This is a genomic window from Rhizobium sp. CB3171, from assembly GCF_029714265.1.
Lineage (GTDB): Bacteria > Pseudomonadota > Alphaproteobacteria > Rhizobiales > Rhizobiaceae > Rhizobium.
The window spans coordinates 951,223-968,679 of record NZ_CP121652.1; the positions used below are offsets into that span (position 1 = coordinate 951,223).

General features: G+C 59.2%; 18 protein-coding genes. 9 read left to right on the forward strand and 9 right to left on the reverse strand.

The window, feature by feature from the left end:
• Positions 1-70 precede the first annotated feature (70 nt).
• The 7 genes from argC to QA648_RS04735 form a co-directional block, all read right to left on the reverse strand.
• A complete protein-coding gene (argC, locus tag QA648_RS04705) occupies positions 71-1,003 on the reverse strand; it encodes an N-acetyl-gamma-glutamyl-phosphate reductase (protein WP_104822649.1) in 933 nt (310 codons plus the stop codon).
• Positions 1,004-1,086: 83 nt separating this feature from the next.
• Positions 1,087-2,040: an agmatinase gene (speB, locus tag QA648_RS04710; RefSeq protein WP_104822650.1), complete on the reverse strand. Its 954-nt coding sequence runs from the start codon at positions 2,038-2,040 to the stop codon at positions 1,087-1,089.
• 102 nt (positions 2,041-2,142) lie between these two features.
• On the reverse strand, positions 2,143-2,415 hold the full coding sequence (locus QA648_RS04715; protein ID WP_158704429.1) for a hypothetical protein: 273 nt from the start codon (positions 2,413-2,415) through the stop codon (positions 2,143-2,145).
• Between the two features lie 194 nt (positions 2,416-2,609).
• Complete coding sequence (rpsI, locus tag QA648_RS04720) at positions 2,610-3,077, reverse strand: 30S ribosomal protein S9 (protein ID WP_028753976.1); 468 nt, start codon at positions 3,075-3,077, stop codon at positions 2,610-2,612.
• Between the two features lie 2 nt (positions 3,078-3,079).
• Positions 3,080-3,544 (reverse strand): 50S ribosomal protein L13, encoded by a 465-nt coding sequence (gene rplM, locus QA648_RS04725; protein ID WP_104822652.1) that lies wholly within the window; start codon positions 3,542-3,544, stop codon positions 3,080-3,082.
• A gap of 238 nt (positions 3,545-3,782) precedes the next feature.
• Complete coding sequence (locus tag QA648_RS04730; RefSeq protein WP_283049932.1) at positions 3,783-4,619, reverse strand: EamA family transporter; 837 nt, start codon at positions 4,617-4,619, stop codon at positions 3,783-3,785.
• Between the two features lie 464 nt (positions 4,620-5,083).
• The gene (locus tag QA648_RS04735; RefSeq protein ID WP_104822654.1) at positions 5,084-5,413 is read right to left on the reverse strand and encodes a hypothetical protein; all 330 of its coding nucleotides are present in this window, start codon (positions 5,411-5,413) and stop codon (positions 5,084-5,086) included.
• 111 nt (positions 5,414-5,524) lie between these two features.
• Between QA648_RS04735 and QA648_RS04740 the strand changes: the two genes are divergently transcribed.
• The 7 genes from QA648_RS04740 (at position 5,525) to pstB (ending at position 11,863) form a co-directional block, all read left to right on the forward strand.
• Positions 5,525-5,953, forward strand: coding sequence for a CoA-binding protein (locus QA648_RS04740; protein ID WP_028753980.1), 429 nt, complete (start codon positions 5,525-5,527; stop codon positions 5,951-5,953).
• A gap of 175 nt (positions 5,954-6,128) precedes the next feature.
• Entirely contained in the window at positions 6,129-7,412 is a 1,284-nt protein-coding gene (locus tag QA648_RS04745) for an O-acetylhomoserine aminocarboxypropyltransferase (RefSeq protein WP_283049935.1), read from the forward strand.
• Positions 7,413-7,445: 33 nt separating this feature from the next.
• A complete protein-coding gene (locus QA648_RS04750; protein ID WP_104822656.1) occupies positions 7,446-7,790 on the forward strand; it encodes a cupin domain-containing protein in 345 nt (114 codons plus the stop codon).
• 326 nt (positions 7,791-8,116) lie between these two features.
• Positions 8,117-9,088 carry a phosphate ABC transporter substrate-binding protein PstS gene (gene pstS / locus QA648_RS04755; RefSeq protein WP_245463973.1) on the forward strand — a complete coding sequence of 324 codons (972 nt, stop codon included), beginning with the start codon at positions 8,117-8,119 and terminating at the stop codon, positions 9,086-9,088.
• A gap of 74 nt (positions 9,089-9,162) precedes the next feature.
• Positions 9,163-10,134, forward strand: a complete 972-nt coding sequence (gene pstC / locus QA648_RS04760; protein ID WP_104822657.1) for a phosphate ABC transporter permease subunit PstC — start codon at positions 9,163-9,165, stop codon at positions 10,132-10,134.
• An 11-nt stretch (positions 10,135-10,145) separates the two neighbouring features.
• Positions 10,146-10,997, forward strand: coding sequence for a phosphate ABC transporter permease PstA (pstA, locus tag QA648_RS04765; RefSeq protein WP_104822658.1), 852 nt, complete (start codon positions 10,146-10,148; stop codon positions 10,995-10,997).
• Positions 10,998-11,104: 107 nt separating this feature from the next.
• Positions 11,105-11,863 (forward strand): phosphate ABC transporter ATP-binding protein PstB, encoded by a 759-nt coding sequence (gene pstB / locus QA648_RS04770; RefSeq protein ID WP_199773566.1) that lies wholly within the window; start codon positions 11,105-11,107, stop codon positions 11,861-11,863.
• A gap of 171 nt (positions 11,864-12,034) precedes the next feature.
• Here pstB and QA648_RS04775 read toward each other — a convergent pair whose 3' ends face one another.
• Together QA648_RS04775 and QA648_RS04780 are read right to left on the reverse strand one after the other, a co-directional pair.
• The gene (locus QA648_RS04775) at positions 12,035-13,279 is read right to left on the reverse strand and encodes a cytochrome P450 (RefSeq protein WP_283049939.1); all 1,245 of its coding nucleotides are present in this window, start codon (positions 13,277-13,279) and stop codon (positions 12,035-12,037) included.
• 41 nt (positions 13,280-13,320) lie between these two features.
• Positions 13,321-14,574: a GGDEF domain-containing protein gene (locus tag QA648_RS04780; RefSeq protein WP_283049941.1), complete on the reverse strand. Its 1,254-nt coding sequence runs from the start codon at positions 14,572-14,574 to the stop codon at positions 13,321-13,323.
• 409 nt (positions 14,575-14,983) lie between these two features.
• Here QA648_RS04780 and clpP point away from each other — a divergent pair, with 409 nt between their 5' ends.
• Together clpP and clpX are read left to right on the forward strand one after the other, a co-directional pair.
• On the forward strand, positions 14,984-15,616 hold the full coding sequence (clpP, locus tag QA648_RS04785) for an ATP-dependent Clp endopeptidase proteolytic subunit ClpP (RefSeq protein ID WP_104822662.1): 633 nt from the start codon (positions 14,984-14,986) through the stop codon (positions 15,614-15,616).
• Positions 15,617-15,918: 302 nt separating this feature from the next.
• Entirely contained in the window at positions 15,919-17,196 is a 1,278-nt protein-coding gene (clpX, locus tag QA648_RS04790) for an ATP-dependent Clp protease ATP-binding subunit ClpX (RefSeq protein WP_028753990.1), read from the forward strand.
• Positions 17,197-17,457: the final 261 nt, after the last annotated feature.

The following is a 17,457-nucleotide window of genomic DNA, read 5'->3' on the forward strand; positions in this document are numbered from 1 at the left end:
AGCCGATCGACCTGCATGAGGTGATTGGCTGGGGCTCTCTTAATTTTGGATGTTGATTAGGGTGGGAAGTTCAGGCGCTCAGCATCAGGTCCATGTTCTGGACCGCAGCTCCCGAAGCACCCTTGCCGAGGTTGTCGAGCAGGGCGACGAGGTTGACCTGTGTGGTGCCTGGCGTGCCGAATACGAACAGCTTCATCGTATCCTGGCCGGCCAGTTCGATGGCGTTGACGCGCGGCAACGCGCGGCTCTCCGCCAGCGAGATGACCTGCACGATATCCTGACCGGCATAATGGGCGGCCAGCGCAGCATGGATGCTTTCCAGCGTCGCGCCTTCAGCGAGATCGTCGAGATGCAACGGCACCTGCACGATCATGCCCTGCGGGAACTTGCCGACCGACGGCGAGAAGATCGGCGCGCGGTCAAGCAGGCCATGCGTCGTCATCTCCGGCACATGCTTGTGGGTCAGCGGCAGGCCATAGAGGAAGTGCGGTGCGGTGATCGCATCGGGATGATCGGCATTTTCCATCTGCGCGATCATCTGCTTGCCGCCGCCGGTATAGCCGGAAACGGCATTGATGGTGACGGGATAGCCGTCGGGCAGGATGCCGGCAGCACGCAGCGGCCGGATGAGGCCGATGGCGCCGGTCGGATAGCAGCCGGGGTTGGCGACGAAACGGGCGGCCTTGATCTTGTCGCCCTGATCCTTGTCCATTTCGGCAAAACCATAGGCCCAGCCGGGATTGACGCGATGGGCGGTGGAGGTGTCGATGACGCGGACATTGTTGTTGGCCGAAACCATCTTCACCGCTTCCTTCGACGCATCGTCGGGCAGGCAGAGAATGGCGATATCGGCGTTGTTCAGCATGTCTTCGCGCATCGCGGCATTGCGCCGCTCGGCTTCCGGAATAGACAGAAGCTCGACATCGCGGCGGTCGGCCATGCGCGTGCGGATCTGCAAGCCCGTGGTTCCGTGTTCGCCGTCGATGAAGATTTTCGGTGCCATTTTAATCCTGCTCTTTCAATAGGTTCAGAGTGTTTCCGGACTCAGTTTGCCATGGAGTTGATTCAAAATGATAACAGTCGCGGTCAGCGGCTGATCGCACGCCTTTCGGCGTGGAGACCGAGCATATACATCGCCACCGTTGCTCCGGCAATGGCAGTGATGTCGGCATGGTCATAGGCAGGGGAGACTTCGACGACATCGGCGCCCCTGATGTCGAGCTGACGCAGGCGCTGCAGTACCGAGAGGATTTTCGCACTCGACGGACCACCAGCGACCGGTGTGCCTGTGCCGGGCGCATAGGCCGGATCGAGGCAGTCTATATCGAAGGTCAGGTAGACGGGCGCGCCTTTGGTATGGGAGATGATCGCCGACGCGATATCGGCAGCGCTCATATCCTCGGCTTCATGGCCGTAGAGAACCCGAATGCCATAATCCTCCGGCGCATGCGTGCGGATGCCGATCTGGATGGACCGGTCGGCATCGATCAAGCCGTCACGGGCAGCGCGTGCGACGAAGGAGCCGTGGTCGATGCGCTTGCCGTCGTCGAACCACGTGTCCTGATGCGCATCGAACTGCACCAGCGCCAAGGGGCCATGTTTGGCTGCGTGCGCCTTCAGCAAAGGCCAGGTGACGAAATGGTCGCCGCCGAGCGTCAGCAAAAATGCGCCGCTATCGAGGATCGTGTTGGCCTGCCGCTCGATCGCCGCCGGCGTCTCCTGGTGGTTGCCGTAGTCGAGCAGGCAATCGCCGTAATCGATGACGGCCATTTCGGCGAAGAGGTCGCGATGGAAAGGATATTGCGGATCATTGTCGAAGATTGCCGACGCGCGACGGATCGCCTGCGGCCCGAAACGCGTTCCGGGGCGGTTGGATGTGGCCGCATCGAAGGGAATGCCCCAGACGACGGCGTCGACGCCCTCAAGCGACTTGGTGAATCGCCGGCGCATGAAGGAGAGCGCGCCCGCAAAAGTCGGATCGCTGGCCGCCGACGTCAGGCTGGTGGCTGAAAAGGCGTGATCGATCGACGTGCTCGGCATGGGATTCTCCTTGCGTGGAAACTAGGCCCGGGTCGTGATGTGCCTTCGGCTGACTCGAGTTAGGAGACATCGGCGCTAATTGCAAGCAGGCGGCTTTCCCAGCTACTGCTTTGCGCGTGCAGTGCATTGATACGCCTTTTTCACGCATGCGATTTGCGGCGTGGAGCATTCGGCCTTTCCGTTGGCAACGGTGCAGATCGAACATTGATCGGTAAATTGCTGACAGTCCGGATTGGCTTGCAGGAAATCCCGCATGCTTTCCATGGGTACCGGCGTTGCCTCGATCGTCGTTACGGTATCCGCTGAAAAAGCCGCGGTTGCGCAGAGAACCGCAAGCGCCAGCGAAGAGATCAAGCTTAGCCCGTCAGATCTCATTTCCGTCCCCGTACGGTTCCTGTCCCGCTCCTCTATAGTCGATCATACGATCAGGAAGCAAAAAAAGCGCTGACCCATCCCGGTATTGGCTGGGCGGGCTGAACGACCGGAAGACCTAAGCGGGGGCGGCACTCCACATAAACAAAAAGGCCGGGCGAACCCGGCCTTTCCAAAATCCAATCTCGGATAAGCGATTAACGCTTGGAGAACTGGAACGAACGACGTGCCTTGGCACGGCCGTACTTCTTGCGTTCGACGACGCGGCTGTCGCGGGTCAGGAAGCCGCCCTTCTTCAGGACCGAGCGCAGGCCCGGTTCGAAGTAGGTGAGCGCCTTGGACAGGCCGTGACGAACGGCACCGGCCTGGCCGGAAAGACCGCCGCCGGCGACGGTGGCAACGATGTCGAACTGGCCGTCACGGGCAGCAGCGACGATCGGCTGGCGCAGGATCATCTGCAGAACCGGACGGGCGAAATATGCCGTGTAGTCCTTGCCGTTGACGATGATCTTGCCGGAGCCGGCCTTGACCCAAACGCGGGCGACGGCGTCCTTGCGCTTGCCGGTCGCGTAGGAACGGCCAAGCGAGTCGACCTTGCGGACGTGAACCGGAGCAGCAGCTTCCGATGCCGTGCCGAGATCCTTCAGGGAAGAGAGATCAGCCATTATCAGGCGCTCCTTACGTTCTTCTTGTTCAGCTTGGCCACGTCGAGAACGACCGGCTGCTGGGCTTCATGGGGATGGTTGGAGCCGGCGTAGACGCGCAGGTTCTTCATCTGGCGACGGCCGAGCGGGCCGCGCGGAACCATGCGTTCGACAGCCTTCTCGAGAACGCGCTCCGGGAAGCGGCCTTCGATGATCTGGCGAGCGGTGCGCTCCTTGATGCCGCCGGCGTAACCGGTGTGCCAGTAGTAAACCTTGTCTTCGTACTTCTTGCCGGTGAAGACGACCTTGTCGGCATTGATGACGATGACGTTGTCGCCGTCGTCGACGTGCGGTGTGAAGGTAGCCTTATGCTTGCCACGCAGACGCATTGCGATGAGAGAAGCGAGACGGCCAACGACGAGCCCTTCGGCGTCGATGAGAACCCACTTCTTCTCCACCTCTGCAGGCTTCTGGGAGAAGGTTGCCATGTTGAATACTCTCTTTTGGGACCCTGGACCCGAAGGCATCAGGGCGTTTCTTGTTGCTTGGTTTGGCGAGCGAAACGCGCGCCAAAAAGAAAGCAGCCCGGAAAGGCTGCGATCTGGCGCGGCTTATAAAGGGAATAGCTGTTGAGGTCAATAAGACAGGATTTGGCTGTCTGAAAAATTCGTGAACAGAATCAATAGGTTAAATATACGGTATTTCAATACCCCATATTTCTCATCTTTAGGCCAGTCTTAGAACCAACACGCCGCCTGCAATAATGGCACCGGCGACATAACGCCAGATGCTCGATCGCTCCTTCAGGATGACCACCGAAATCACCAGTGCAAATAGGATCGATGTCTCGCGTAGCGCCGCCACCATGGCGACGGGCGCCTTGGTCATCGCCCACAATGCCAGGCCATAGGACGTCAGCGAACCGCCGCCGCCGATTAGGCCGCGCCACCAATTGTAGCGGACATGGGCGGCGACAACGGAAAAGCCGCGCTGCGAGATTGCCCAGGCAAACAGTAGCACCGGCGGCAGGAGCGACATCCACAGCGTATAGGATATGGAATTGCCGGAAAGGCGTGCGCCGATACCATCGACATAGGTATAGGTGGCGATGACCACCGCGTTCGACAAAGCAAGCACGATGGACTGCCGGCCGCCCTTCCGGGCTTCGAAGGCAAGCGTCAATATTCCGGCGCAGATCGTCATCGTACCGAGCAGAGCACCGCTGGACAGCGTCTCCCGAAGGATGAATCCGCTGGTCGCAACGATGATCAGTGGCGCCACCCCGCGCATCAGCGGATAGACGAGACCGATGTCGCCGGCGCGGTAGGCCGCGGCTACCAACTGAAAATAAGCAAATTGCAGGATCGCCGAGGCGCCGATGAAGGGCCAGGCGGCCGAAGCCGGCAACGGCAGAAACGGCAGAAAGGGCAGGGCAGTGACCGCGCCGCCGGCTGCAACCATTGCGGCATCCAGGGACTTCTCCGTTCCCGCCTTGATGATTGCATTCCACGTTGCGTGCAGCAGGGCGCCGAAGAGGACGAGAACGATAACGTCAGCGGACACGGAGACCTCGAAATTACCCGGCAACGGGCGAGAGTTTGATGATTTGTGGGTATACGGGATGCCATTGACGCTCAATACTCCAAAAGCAACAACATGTGTGGGTTTACATGCTTCTGGCTGTTGCTTTCCTCAATAAATCCATAGAAAAGTGCGGTTGAGCGTTCGCTATTTGTTCTATTTATTCGCGCAACCATGAGGTGTTTCTAATTTACAGGGGAATGAAGAGAGAACAAAAATTGCATGCCGGGTGAACGCATTGTCTGGGGTTATTCCGATAACATCCAAAGCGCTATGAGGATGTTATCGTGCTATCATGATTAAGGAACGGCACGTTTTGGGGAGTAACCAAATTGCGGCCGCGGGGCAAAACTGCACCGCATCGCGATCAACGCGATGCAGGCTGAACCACAATCCCATGCGCAAATCGAGATCGAGAGAGGCTAGCAACCTGCTTTGCCGTGCTGCTATCGATGCGGGATGAGCAAATCATCGTCGTCGAAATCGGTCGACGGCCGACATGTGTAGACGGGGCAGTTGGGCCTGTCCTTGGTCGGAATATAGTCCTGATAGGCATAGTAGCCGGGATCGCAGGCATTGCTGTCAGAAACGACACGATCATAGAGCGTCATGTTGCGCACCCTGGTGGACGGATAGCGCATGATTACCGCCCGTTCGCGGTCTATGATCGCCTTAGCCTGGCCACAGGTGAAGGACATGGAGTTGTACCGTGAGATCGCCAAGGCCGGGCTGGCGGCGGAGGCAATCAGCAGGCTCAGCAGGATGATTTTTTTCATCGGAGCAATTCTCCCTGAAATTGTTATAATACCTATATATACGCGAAAGCCGCGGCCGTGGTTTCCGGATTTGTGGCAAAACGCAAGTGTGATCCAAAGGGAGGCTCCGTGATGAACCATGACCGCTACGAGGATTCTTATATCGCCGATATCCTTTTATCCGTACGGACCATTGCGCTTGTTGGCGCATCGCCCAATCCCGCGCGGCCTAGCAACGGCGTCATGGCCTACCTGATGGCGCGAGGCTATCGCGTCATTCCCGTCAATCCCGGGCAGGCCGGCAAGGAGATCCTCGGACAATGGGTCTTTGGTCATCTGGCCGATATTCCCGAGCCGGTCGACATGGTTGATGTCTTCCGTGCACCGGAATATCTGCGCTCGGTGGTCGAGGAGACGATCATGATCGAGCCGAGGCCGCCGGTCATTTGGGGCCAGCTCGGCGTCAGAGACGATGCCGCCGCTGCGAGAGCGGAAGCGGCCGGTGTCAAGGTCGTCATGGATCGCTGCCCGGCCATCGAATATCCGCGCCTGGTCGCCTGACCCCGACAGCCTGCGCCTGACTACTGCGAAAAGCTGACCATTTTGTCGCGCGATATCGCCGAAAGATGGCAGGTTTTTTCCGTGAGCGGAAAAGCTCGGCAAAGTTCGCGGTTAACTTTAAGGCCTGAGACGCTATGATCCTCCCGTTATAATAGTATGGGCGGAAGGAGAGGGCATGCCGACCAACAATCCAGGTTTCGACACGCTGGCGATTCATGCGGGCGCGCAGCCGGACCCGACGACGGGCGCCCGCGCGACACCGATCTATCAGACGACCTCCTTCGTCTTTCAGGATGCGGACCACGCCGCCGCACTCTTCGGGCTGCAGCAGTTCGGCAATATCTACACGCGCATCATGAACCCGACCCAGGCCGTACTCGAGGAACGGGTGGCCGCCCTCGAAGGAGGCACGGCCGGCCTCGCCGTCGCCTCCGGTCATGCCGCTCAGATGCTCGTCTTTCACACCATCATGCAGCCGGGCGACAATTTCGTCGCCGCTAGGCAGCTCTACGGTGGCTCGATCAATCAGTTCGGCCACTCCTTCCAGAATTTCGATTGGCATGTGCGCTGGGCCGACTCCGCCGATCCGGCCACGTTCGAGACACAGATCGACAGCCGCACCCGCGGCATCTACATTGAAAGCCTCGCCAATCCCGGCGGTACCTTCGTCGACATCGAGGCGATCGCCGCCGTTGCCCGCCGGCACGGCCTGCCGCTGATCGTCGACAATACCATGGCCAGCCCCTATCTCATCCGGCCGTTGGAGCATGGCGCCGACATCGTCATCCATTCGCTGACCAAATTCATGGGCGGCCACGGCAATTCCATGGGTGGCATGATCATCGATGGCGGCACCTTCGACTGGTCCGCGTCAGGCAATTATCCGATGCTGTCGACGCCGAGGCCGGAATATAACGGCATCGTGCTGCACGCCACCTTCGGCAATTTCGCTTTCGCCATCGCCTGCCGCGTCCTCGGCCTGCGCGATCTCGGCCCTGCCATCTCCCCCTTCAATGCCTTCTTGATCCTTACGGGCATCGAGACGTTGCCGCTGCGCATGCAGCGCCATTCCGACAATGCGATCGCCGTCGCCCGCTGGCTGAAAGGACAGGACAAGGTGGCCTGGGTGAACTATGCCGGCCTTGAGGACGACCCGAACCATCCGCTGCAACAGCGCTATTCGCCCAAGGGGGCGGGTTCCGTCTTCACCTTCGGATTGAAGGGCGGGTATGAAGCGGGCAAGGGATTTGTGGAAGGCCTGGAGCTCTTTTCCCATCTCGCCAATATCGGCGACACGCGCTCCCTGGTCATCCACCCTGCCTCGACGACGCACAAGCAGCTCACCGACGAGCAGAAAATCGCAGCCGGCGCCGGTCCGGACGTGGTGCGCCTGTCGATCGGCATCGAGGACGTCAAGGACATCATCGCCGACCTTGAGCAGGCGCTGGCGAAGGTGTGACACGGAGCGTTTCCAGATCGGGACGGAAGATTTATGACAACGTATTTACGATTGGACCCCGAAGGCGTCGAGCCGGAAACCGGTGCTCCCGCCGACGATCGCATCGTTTCCGGGGCGCCAAAGTTCCGCACCTGGAATGTCGAGGAAGCTGATGGCGGCCTCTACGCGGGCATATGGGAGGCAACGCCCGGAAAATGGCGAATCGTCTATGACGAGTGGGAGTATTTCCATATCCTTTCCGGCTACTCGGTGGTAACTGCCGAAAATGGCGAGGCTTTTCACCTGCGTGCCGGCGATCGCATGATTCTGAGACCCGGCTTTAAGGGGACGTGGGAAGTCATTGAAACCACCCGAAAGGATTATGTGATCCGTCTCTGACGGCGCCGCAAAGCCGGTCGAATCAAATCAGGACGGCCAGCGCCGTTCGGACGCGCGCAGGCATTTGTTAGCCGGCCAGCGCAAATAGCCGTTTTCATTGCCGCAAGTTGTGTCACTGGCCTTTCACCAAACTGTCATCAAACTGAAACACTGCGAGATTAGAGCCATCACTGTCGCCAGGAGATTGAGGTGGGGGTTACGAACCGATGGGGACGTTCCGTGCTCAGATCCTGCTCGCCATCCATTCATCACTTGAGGAAGTGAGTTCAATCATGTTGAATCAGAAATTTCGTTCGCTTTGCCTGACTGCAGGCTTCATCGCGGCTATGTCCGTGTCGGCCTCGGCTGCCGACATCACGGGCGCCGGCTCGAGCTTTATCGCGCCGGTTATGTCCAAGTGGGCTGAAGGCTATAAGGCTGCGACGAACAACGTCGTCAACTACCAGTCGGTCGGTTCGGGCGCCGGCATCAAGCAGCTCCTCGACAAGACGATCGTATTCGGCGCTTCGGATAAGCCGATGAGCGACGCTGACCTCGAGAAGAACGGCATTGCCCAGTTCCCGATGATCTCCGGCGGTATCGTCGTTTCCTATAACGTTGAAGGCGTAAAGCCGGGCGAACTCGTTCTCGACGGCAAGACGCTGGCCGACATCTTCCTCGGCAAGGTCGCCAAGTGGGACGATGCAGCCATCAAGGCCCTGAACCCCGACGTGAAGCTGCCTTCCACCGCGATCTCCGTCGTTTATCGCGCCGACAGCTCGGGCACGACCTTCAACTTCACCGATTTCCTGTCGAAGGTTTCGCCGGAGTGGAAAGAAAAGGTTGGTTCGAACACGGCAGTTGAATGGCCGGTCGGCTTTGGCGCCAAGGGTTCCGAAGGCGTTTCCACCACTGTCAACCAGACGGCTGGTTCGATCTCTTACGTTGAATATTCCTACGTCGTCGCCAACCACATTGGTTTCGCGAAGATGAAGAACGCTGCCGGCAAGGTTGTCGAGCCTAGCCTCGATACATTCAAGGCTGCTGCTTCCAACGCCGATTGGGCTCATGCCAAGAACTTCAACCTGATCATCACCAATCAGCCGGGCGAAAAGAGCTGGCCGATTGCCGCTTCGACCTGGGTTATGCTCTACAAGAAGCCGGCCGATGCCGCTAAGAACGAAGAGGCCCTGAAGTTCTTCAAGTGGTCCTATCAGAACGGTCAGAAGGACGCGACCGCCCTGTCTTATCTGGCAGTCCCGGACAATGTCGTCGAGATTGTCGAGAAGTCCTGGCAGAAGGACTTCGGCACGAAGTAATTTGTGCTGGGTGAGAAGTTGCGGCGGACAGGGTATAGCCCTGTCCGCCTTTCGTCACGGACAAGGGGAAATCGATGGCTGACGCGACTCAGACGGCTGCCTTCCAGGCTATAGATACCACCGCCAGCACCAGAAAATTCCGGATGCAGGATCGGATTTTCTATTTTATGACGCTTGGCTCGGCTACTCTTGTCGTGCTTCTGCTGCTGGCAATCCTGGTGGTTCTTGTCATCGATGCCTTGCCAACCTTCCAGACCTTCGGCTTGTCGTTCCTCTTTGGCACAAAGTGGAGCGCTCCCGTTGACATCTACGGTGCAGTGCCTGCCGTGGTCGGTACGCTGGTGAGTTCGTTCATCGCCATGCTGATTGCCGTTCCCCTCGGCATCGGCATTGCCATCTTCCTCACGGAACTTTGCCCCGGCAGCCTGCGACGTCCGATCAGCACGGCCATCGAGCTTTTGGCCGGTGTGCCCTCCATTATCTACGGTATCGTCGGTCTGTTCATTCTCGTGCCGCTGATGCAGAACTATATCCTGCCCTTCCTTATGATGACGATCGGCCAAGTGCCGTTGATCGGCCTGCTGTTCCAGCCGCCGGCCCCGGGCGTCGGCCTGTTGACGGCAAGCCTCGTGCTGGCTGTCATGATCCTGCCGTTCATCACCGCGATCGCCCGCGACGTGTTCAGCACCGTGCCGCCGATGTTGCGTGAATCCGCTTACGGCATGGGCATGACCACATGGGAGGTGGCCCGCCACATCCTGATCCCCTATACACGTCGCGGCCTCGTCGGCGGCATCATGCTCGGCCTCGGCCGCGCGCTCGGCGAAACCATGGCCGTCACCTTCGTTGTAGGCTCGGTGAGCCGTCTGCAATCGTCGATCATTTCGCCGTCCACCACCATTTCCGCCCAGATCGCGAACAACTTCGGCGATGCCGACGGTCTACAATTGTCGAGCCTGATCGCGCTCGGCCTGCTCCTGTTCGTCCTTTCCTTCTGCGTGCTAGCAGCGGCGAGATGGATGATCGGCCGCGGCGACGCGCATTGAGGAAAACACCCATGGAAAATGCAATTCGTCAGAATCTCGTGTCGAGGCGCTATGGGAAGAACCGGGTGATGATGGCCTTGTGCTTCCTCGCGGCCATCCTCGGCATATTCTTTCTCAGCGTGATCCTTGTGACCCTGCTTTATCGCGGCGTATCGGCACTCAGCCTCGACGTCTTCACGATGTCGATCCCGGCGCAGGGCTCGCGCGGTGGTCTGATCAACGCGATCTATGGCACCGTGCTGGTCACGGGCTGCGCCATCCTGATCGCCGCGCCGATCGGCATTCTCGCCGGCACCTATCTGGTGGAATATGCCAACGGCACCAAGCTTGCCGAGGCTGCCAAGTTCATCAACGACATCTTGCTGTCCGCACCCTCGATCATCATCGGCGTGTTCGTCTACGGCCTCGTGGTCGTGCCCATGCACGGCAACTCCGCCATCGCCGGCATCCTCGCGCTGGCGCTGATCGCCCTTCCGGTCGTCAACCGCACGACGCAGGATATGCTGTTGCTGGTGCCAAATGCGCTTCGTGAGGCGACCGCCGCGCTCGGCGCGCCGCGCTGGAAGTCCATGATGATGGTGATCTACCGTTCCGCCTGGACCGGCATCCTCACCGGCATCCTGCTGGCCGTCGCCCGTATCAGCGGCGAAACCGCGCCGCTTCTCTTCACCGCCGGTTACAGCAAATTTATGAATGCGGGCGTGACCGGTCCAATCGCCACGCTGCCGGTTGCCATCAACACGCTCGCCGCCGATGCCGGTGAGGATCTCAAACAACTGGCCTGGGCCGGCGCGCTGATCATCACCGTTGCCATCCTAGCCCTTAACATCCTTGCCCGTGTCTTGAGTGGGCGCCGCCAGTGACGCAGCCGCCGAACGATAGGAATGAAACCATGAACATGAGCGACAGCAATTTCCAGAGCGTCAACGCACAGTCGGGGAAGGACGCCGTTTCGCAGTCGGGTCCCGGCATGCTCGCGAAACTTGAGGTGAAGAACCTCGATTTCACCTATCAGAACGGCCATCGCGTTCTGAAGGGTGTGAACATGAACATCCGCAAAAATGCGGTCACCGCCTTCATCGGCCCTTCGGGTTGCGGCAAGTCCACGCTGCTGCGCACCTTCAACCGGATGTATGATCTCTATCCGGGCCAGACGGTTGGCGGCGAGATCCTGTTGGATGGCCGCAATATCCTCGCCAAGGACGTCGATCTGAACGATTTGCGTGCCAAGGTCGGCATGGTGTTCCAGAAGCCCACGCCGTTCCCGATGTCGATCTATGAAAACGTCGCTTTCGGCATCCGGCTCTATGAGAAGATTTCCAAGGCGGAAATGGACGCCCGCGTCGAAGCCGCGCTGACGGAAACTGCGCTTTGGAGCGAAGTGAAGGAAAAGCTGCACCAGAGCGGACTTGGCCTTTCCGGCGGCCAGCAGCAGCGTCTCTGCATCGCCCGCGCCATCGCGGTGAAGCCATCCGTGTTGCTTCTCGACGAGCCGACTTCGGCTCTCGATCCTATCTCGACCGCCAAGGTCGAGGAATTGGTCTCGCAGCTTAAGGGCGAGTTCACGGTCGTCATCGTGACGCACAACATGCAGCAGGCGAGCCGTATCTCCGACAACACCGCCTTCATGTATCTAGGTGAGTTGATCGAATACGGCGCGACCGAGCAGATTTTCCAGGCGCCGAAGGTCAAGCGCACGGAAGACTACATCACCGGCCGTTACGGCTGATATGGCAGAGGCGGGCGCATGCCGCCCGCTGCCAAGGGTTTTGCAATGGCGCGCCCGCCCGGCGCGCCATTTTGCGTTTTAGGCGATCAATGAACCTAGCGGATAGTCCTGCAATCAAGGCGTAACGCGCAATCGGGATTGGCGGGCTCTCGGCCAAAGGCAATACTTAACTCACCAGCTCAGTTCCAGCTTGTCGAGGCCGTGGAATTGATAGAGATCCTTGACCTCCGGCGTCTTCTTGAGCGTCAGGCCGGGCAGGCGTTCGAACAGGATCGGCAGCACCACGTTCAATTCCAGCCGCGCCAGCGGCGCGCCGATGCAGAAATGGATACCGGCGCCGAAGGAGAGATTGGGTGCTTCGTTGCGGTCGGGCTTGAAGGTGAGGGGATCGGAGAACTTCGTGGGGTCGAGATTGGCGGCGGCGAGAATCAACGCCACCTTATCGCCACGCTGGAAGGACACGCCGTCGATTTCTGCCGGCTCCAGGCACCAGCGCTGGAAGACATGCACGGGCGCGCAGATTCGCAGCGTTTCCTCGACAGTACGCTCCGTCGTCGCCTCATCCTTGAAAAGCGCGGCAGGTGCGTAGCCGTTCTCCAGAATGACACGGACGGAATTGCCGATCTGATGCACCGTCGCCTCGTGGCCGGCATTGAGCAGCACGATCGTCGTTGAGACCAGCTCGTCCTCGGTCAGATACTGGCCCTTGTGCTCGGTTGTGATCATATGCGTGAGGAGATCGTCCTGCGGATTGGCGCGGCGCTCGCGAATGACCGTTTTCACGTAGTCGGCAAATTCCTTGGCTGCCTGATCGGCGGCAAGCTCGTCTTCGGGCGTGCGGCCGAATATGTACATGCGTACATAGGCATGCGACCACTTCAGCAATTGCGGCCCCATCTCTTCCGGAATGCCGATCATCCGCGCGATCATGGTGACGGGAATGATATCGGCAAAGGCCGACAGCAGTTCGACTTCGCTTTTTTCTTCGAAATTATCGATCAGCCGGTTGGCGAGCTCCGCCAGCTCCGGCTTCATCTTCTCGACGTGACGGGAGACGAAGGCGCGGTTGACGAGGGTTCTCAGCCGCGTGTGCTCGGGCGGCTCGATTTCGAGCAGTGAATGTTGTTCGGCAAGATCGAAATTTTTGAGATGCGGCTGCGGCGCGGGCAGGCCGAGTTCTTCGCGGCTGGCGATATGCAGGATCTGCCGGCCGAAGCGGCGGTCGCGCAGCAGGCCGTTCACATGGTCATAGCCGGTGAAATACCATTGCTTCTGCTGTTCCCAATAGAAGGAGGGACATTCGGCATGCAGGGCGGCATAGACGGCGTTCGGATTGTTGTAGAAGGCGGGATCGCGCGCATTGAGGGACACGCGACGCGCCACGGGATCGATGGAGAAAACGGAGGATGTGGTCATGACGAAAGGATTATCGGAATAAAGCGGATGGGAAAAGGCCGTTACATCCGCGCCAGCGTACCGAGGCGGCGCAGCGCATGAATCTGATCATCGAGTGTCGGCACAAGCTCGCCGCCGTTCGGATCGGGCGGGGTATCGGTGGCCATTGCCGCTTCCGCCTCGCTGAAGACGATCGTGCAATTGCGGCCGCCGCGCTTGGCGGCATAAAGCGCCCGATCTGCAGCGGAAACCAACCGGTCCCAATTGGCAGTTTCGCATGGCATGATCGCCAGACCGATGCTGACGGTCGCTGGCACTAACGAGCGGCCGGCAAGCAGCGGCACGCGGCAGAAGTCCAGGCGGATCGTCTCGGCGATCGCCTCGGCCTCCGCTTGGTCGTCGACGAGGATGAAGGCGGTGAATTCCTCGCCACCCATGCGGCCGAATGCGCCGTTGCGTGGCACGAACTGTCGCCCGATGCGGGCGAATTCGGCAAGCACGATATCGCCCGTCTGGTGGCCATAACGGTCGTTGATCGCCTTGAAGTGATCGAGATCGAACAGCAGCGTGGCAATCTTCTGCGAGTCTTTGGTCGTCTTTCCGGCGACAAGCTCGAAATAATCCTGCAGGCCGCGTCGGTTCAGCACGCCCGTCAGCGTATCCGTGACCGATATCGCCCGCCAGCGTCGTTCGGACCGCTCCATCATCAGCTTGCCAGTGAGTGCGATTGCCGTGGTGATCAGCAACGCGCTGCCAAGGGCGGAGTAGCTGCGATAGCTCTGCGCTTCCTCAAGGTTGAGCTGCAGAAGCGTCATCGACATGGCGGAAACAAAGCAAAGGCAGGCGAGCGCCATGAAAACGAAGCCGAGCAGACCGCGCACCCCTTCGCGCCGGCCTTCCGCCGGGCGGACCGCGGCGGCAAGCAGCGTCGCGCCGACCGCGCCGGCGAGATCGTAGAGGATGACGCGATTGACGAAACTCTCGTGAATCCAAGGCAGTTCGACGCCGGCAAACCAGATGGCCGGCGGGAACAGCGCCCGCCAGTCCAGCCGGCGATTGTCCATCCAGCAAAAGCCGGCGATCCAGGCGCTTTCGCCGAGCAGAGCGATGCCGTTGCCGACTTCGATCGACAGGAAATCCGGAATGAAGCCGCGCGCTGCCACGAGGGCGAACCCGACGGCGCTGACGGTGAAGCCCAGCGACCACATCAAATAGGCAGGCGTCTGGCGATCATGCCGCCAGGCAAAGAAAAGCACGGTTGCGAGCGTAATCGCTTCCGAACACCAGATGGTGAGGCCCGTTGTGATATTGAGCACGATATGCGTTTCTCCTTTACCGTGGCGCGGATTTCGTCGGCGCAAAGGACACGGTAACGCTTGCAATGGAGGCATCATCGCCGAATAAGATGGTGAGTTCCTTAAGTCGCTTGGTAAATTTTACCTGCGCATGGGATTAGGCTGTGCCAAGCTCGTCTGCGCTTCATCCTTCCTTCACCCTGCAGTTGGGAAAAGCGGTGGACCGCGCGAAGAGCGTCATCGGAGCTATTGGCATGAGGAAATCAGCGGTTAGAAACGCTTCCTCAACATCTCCTGGGCCATTAGGCCTTTTTGACGTTATCCTTTCGCGCGTCTTGAAGTGCAGGGCAGTGACACTCTATGTAGGGTAAGGGATTTTATTCGATTCCCGGCGTTTTCGCCGCCGGGGCAAGCTTGGTAAAGGACGCACATGAGAAATCCAGTCGATACAGCTATGGCTCTGGTGCCGATGGTTGTTGAGCAGACCAACCGCGGGGAACGGTCTTACGACATCTATTCTCGCCTGCTGAAGGAACGCATCATCTTCCTGACGGGCCCGGTCGAAGATCAAATGGCGACGCTGGTCTGCGCCCAGCTTCTCTTCCTCGAGGCGGAAAACCCGAAGAAAGAAATCGCGCTCTACATCAATTCCCCGGGCGGCGTTGTCACCGCCGGCATGGCAATCTATGACACCATGCAGTTCATCAAGCCGGCCGTATCCACGCTTTGCATCGGCCAGGCTGCGTCCATGGGCTCGCTGCTGCTCGCGGCCGGCGACAAGGACATGCGTTTCGCCACGCCGAATTCCCGCATCATGGTTCACCAGCCTTCCGGCGGCTTCCAGGGGCAGGCTTCGGACATCGAGCGTCACGCCCGCGACATCATCAAGATGAAGCGCCGCCTGAACGAAGTCTACGTCAAGCATTGCGGCCGGACTTACGAAGAGGTTGAACAGACGCTCGATCGTGACCATTTCATGTCCTCCGATGAGGCGAAGGAATGGGGTCTGATCGACAAGGTGCTGACGTCTCGTACTGAAATGGAAGGTGAAACCCCCGCCTGAGTTATCCACGGGCAGTGTCTTCTACGCCACAGTTCTATCCCATTTGTGATCGAATAGGGGTTTAATGTGGTGTAGAACACGGTAATAGTAAGCATTAATGCTATGTAGCGATTTTATGACATAGCATTCGGCATTCGAAGGGGGATTCGTTGCCACCGCAGCCCGGATATGTTGTCTGGGCTACGTTCAGTACCCCGAAGAGCGCCGCGATCTGCTGATAAACGAGGGGCAGGTCCGGTGGGCGCATTGAGTGGACCGCGATTTCAATCTGGGAATCAGCGGCGTGCTGGAAGGAAAATGATATGAGCAAAGTCAGCGGCAGCAACGGCGGCGACTCCAAGAATACCCTGTATTGTTCATTCTGCGGCAAGAGCCAGCATGAAGTCCGGAAGCTTATTGCCGGACCGACCGTCTTCATCTGCGATGAATGCGTCGAGCTCTGCATGGATATCATCCGCGAAGAGAACAAGTCCTCGATGGTGAAATCCCGTGACGGCGTGCCGACACCGCAGGATATCATCAAGGTTCTCGACGAATACGTCATCGGCCAGAGGCAGGCGAAGAAGATCCTGTCAGTGGCAGTTCATAACCACTACAAGCGTCTCGCGCATGCGTCGAAGAACGGTGATGTCGAACTGGCGAAGTCGAACATCATGCTCGTCGGCCCGACCGGCTGCGGCAAAACCTACCTCGCTCAGACGCTGGCCCGTATCATCGACGTGCCTTTCACCATGGCTGACGCCACGACGCTAACCGAAGCCGGTTACGTCGGCGAAGATGTCGAAAACATCATCCTGAAGCTGCTGCAGGCTGCCGACTACAATGTTGAGCGCGCCCAGCGCGGCATCGTCTACATCGACGAAGTCGACAAGATCTCGCGCAAGTCGGACAATCCGTCGATCACCCGCGACGTTTCGGGCGAAGGCGTGCAGCAGGCGCTGCTGAAGATCATGGAAGGCACGGTCGCTTCGGTTCCTCCCCAGGGTGGCCGCAAGCATCCGCAGCAGGAATTCCTGCAGGTCGACACCACGAACATCCTGTTCATCTGCGGCGGCGCTTTCGCCGGTCTCGACAAGATCATCTCCGCCCGCGGCGAAAAGACCTCGATCGGCTTCAGCGCCGCTGTCAAGGCACCGGATGACCGTCGCGTCGGCGAAGTGCTGCGTGAACTGGAGCCGGAAGACTTGGTCAAGTTCGGCCTGATCCCGGAGTTCATTGGCCGTCTGCCGGTTCTGGCGACGCTGGAAGACCTCGACGAGGATGCGCTGATCCAGATCCTGTCGGAACCGAAGAACGCGCTCGTCAAGCAGTACCAGCGCCTGTTCGAGATGGAAGACGTCGAGTTGACCTTCCACGAGGACGCGCTGCGCGAAATCGCCCGCAAGGCGATCGTGCGCAAGACCGGCGCTCGCGGCCTGCGCTCGATCATGGAAAAGATCCTGCTCGACACCATGTTCGATCTGCCGGCGCTGGAAGGTGTTCGCGAAGTGGTCATCTCCGAAGAGGTCGTTCGCGGCTCCGCCCGCCCGCTCTACATCTATGCCGACCGGCAGGAAGAAAAGGCAAACGCCACTGCCTAATTGCCGGATTTGCGGTTGAAATCAGGGGCTCGTCGTTGACGGGCCCCTTTCTATTTGAAAAATCGTACAGTTTCCTGATAAAGTCCGGGATAAGCTTATTGGAACGCCGACGAAACCGGTTGTGAAGAGCGCTTGCCGCGGCCATGATGGCGTGATTCTGGGAATCCTCGGCGGATATGATTTTGCGTCCGGCTTCGGTCCTTGTGGGGCCCGTGTTGCCGGCAATGTTCGAGTAGCCGTGGCCCGGTATTTGTTGTTGCG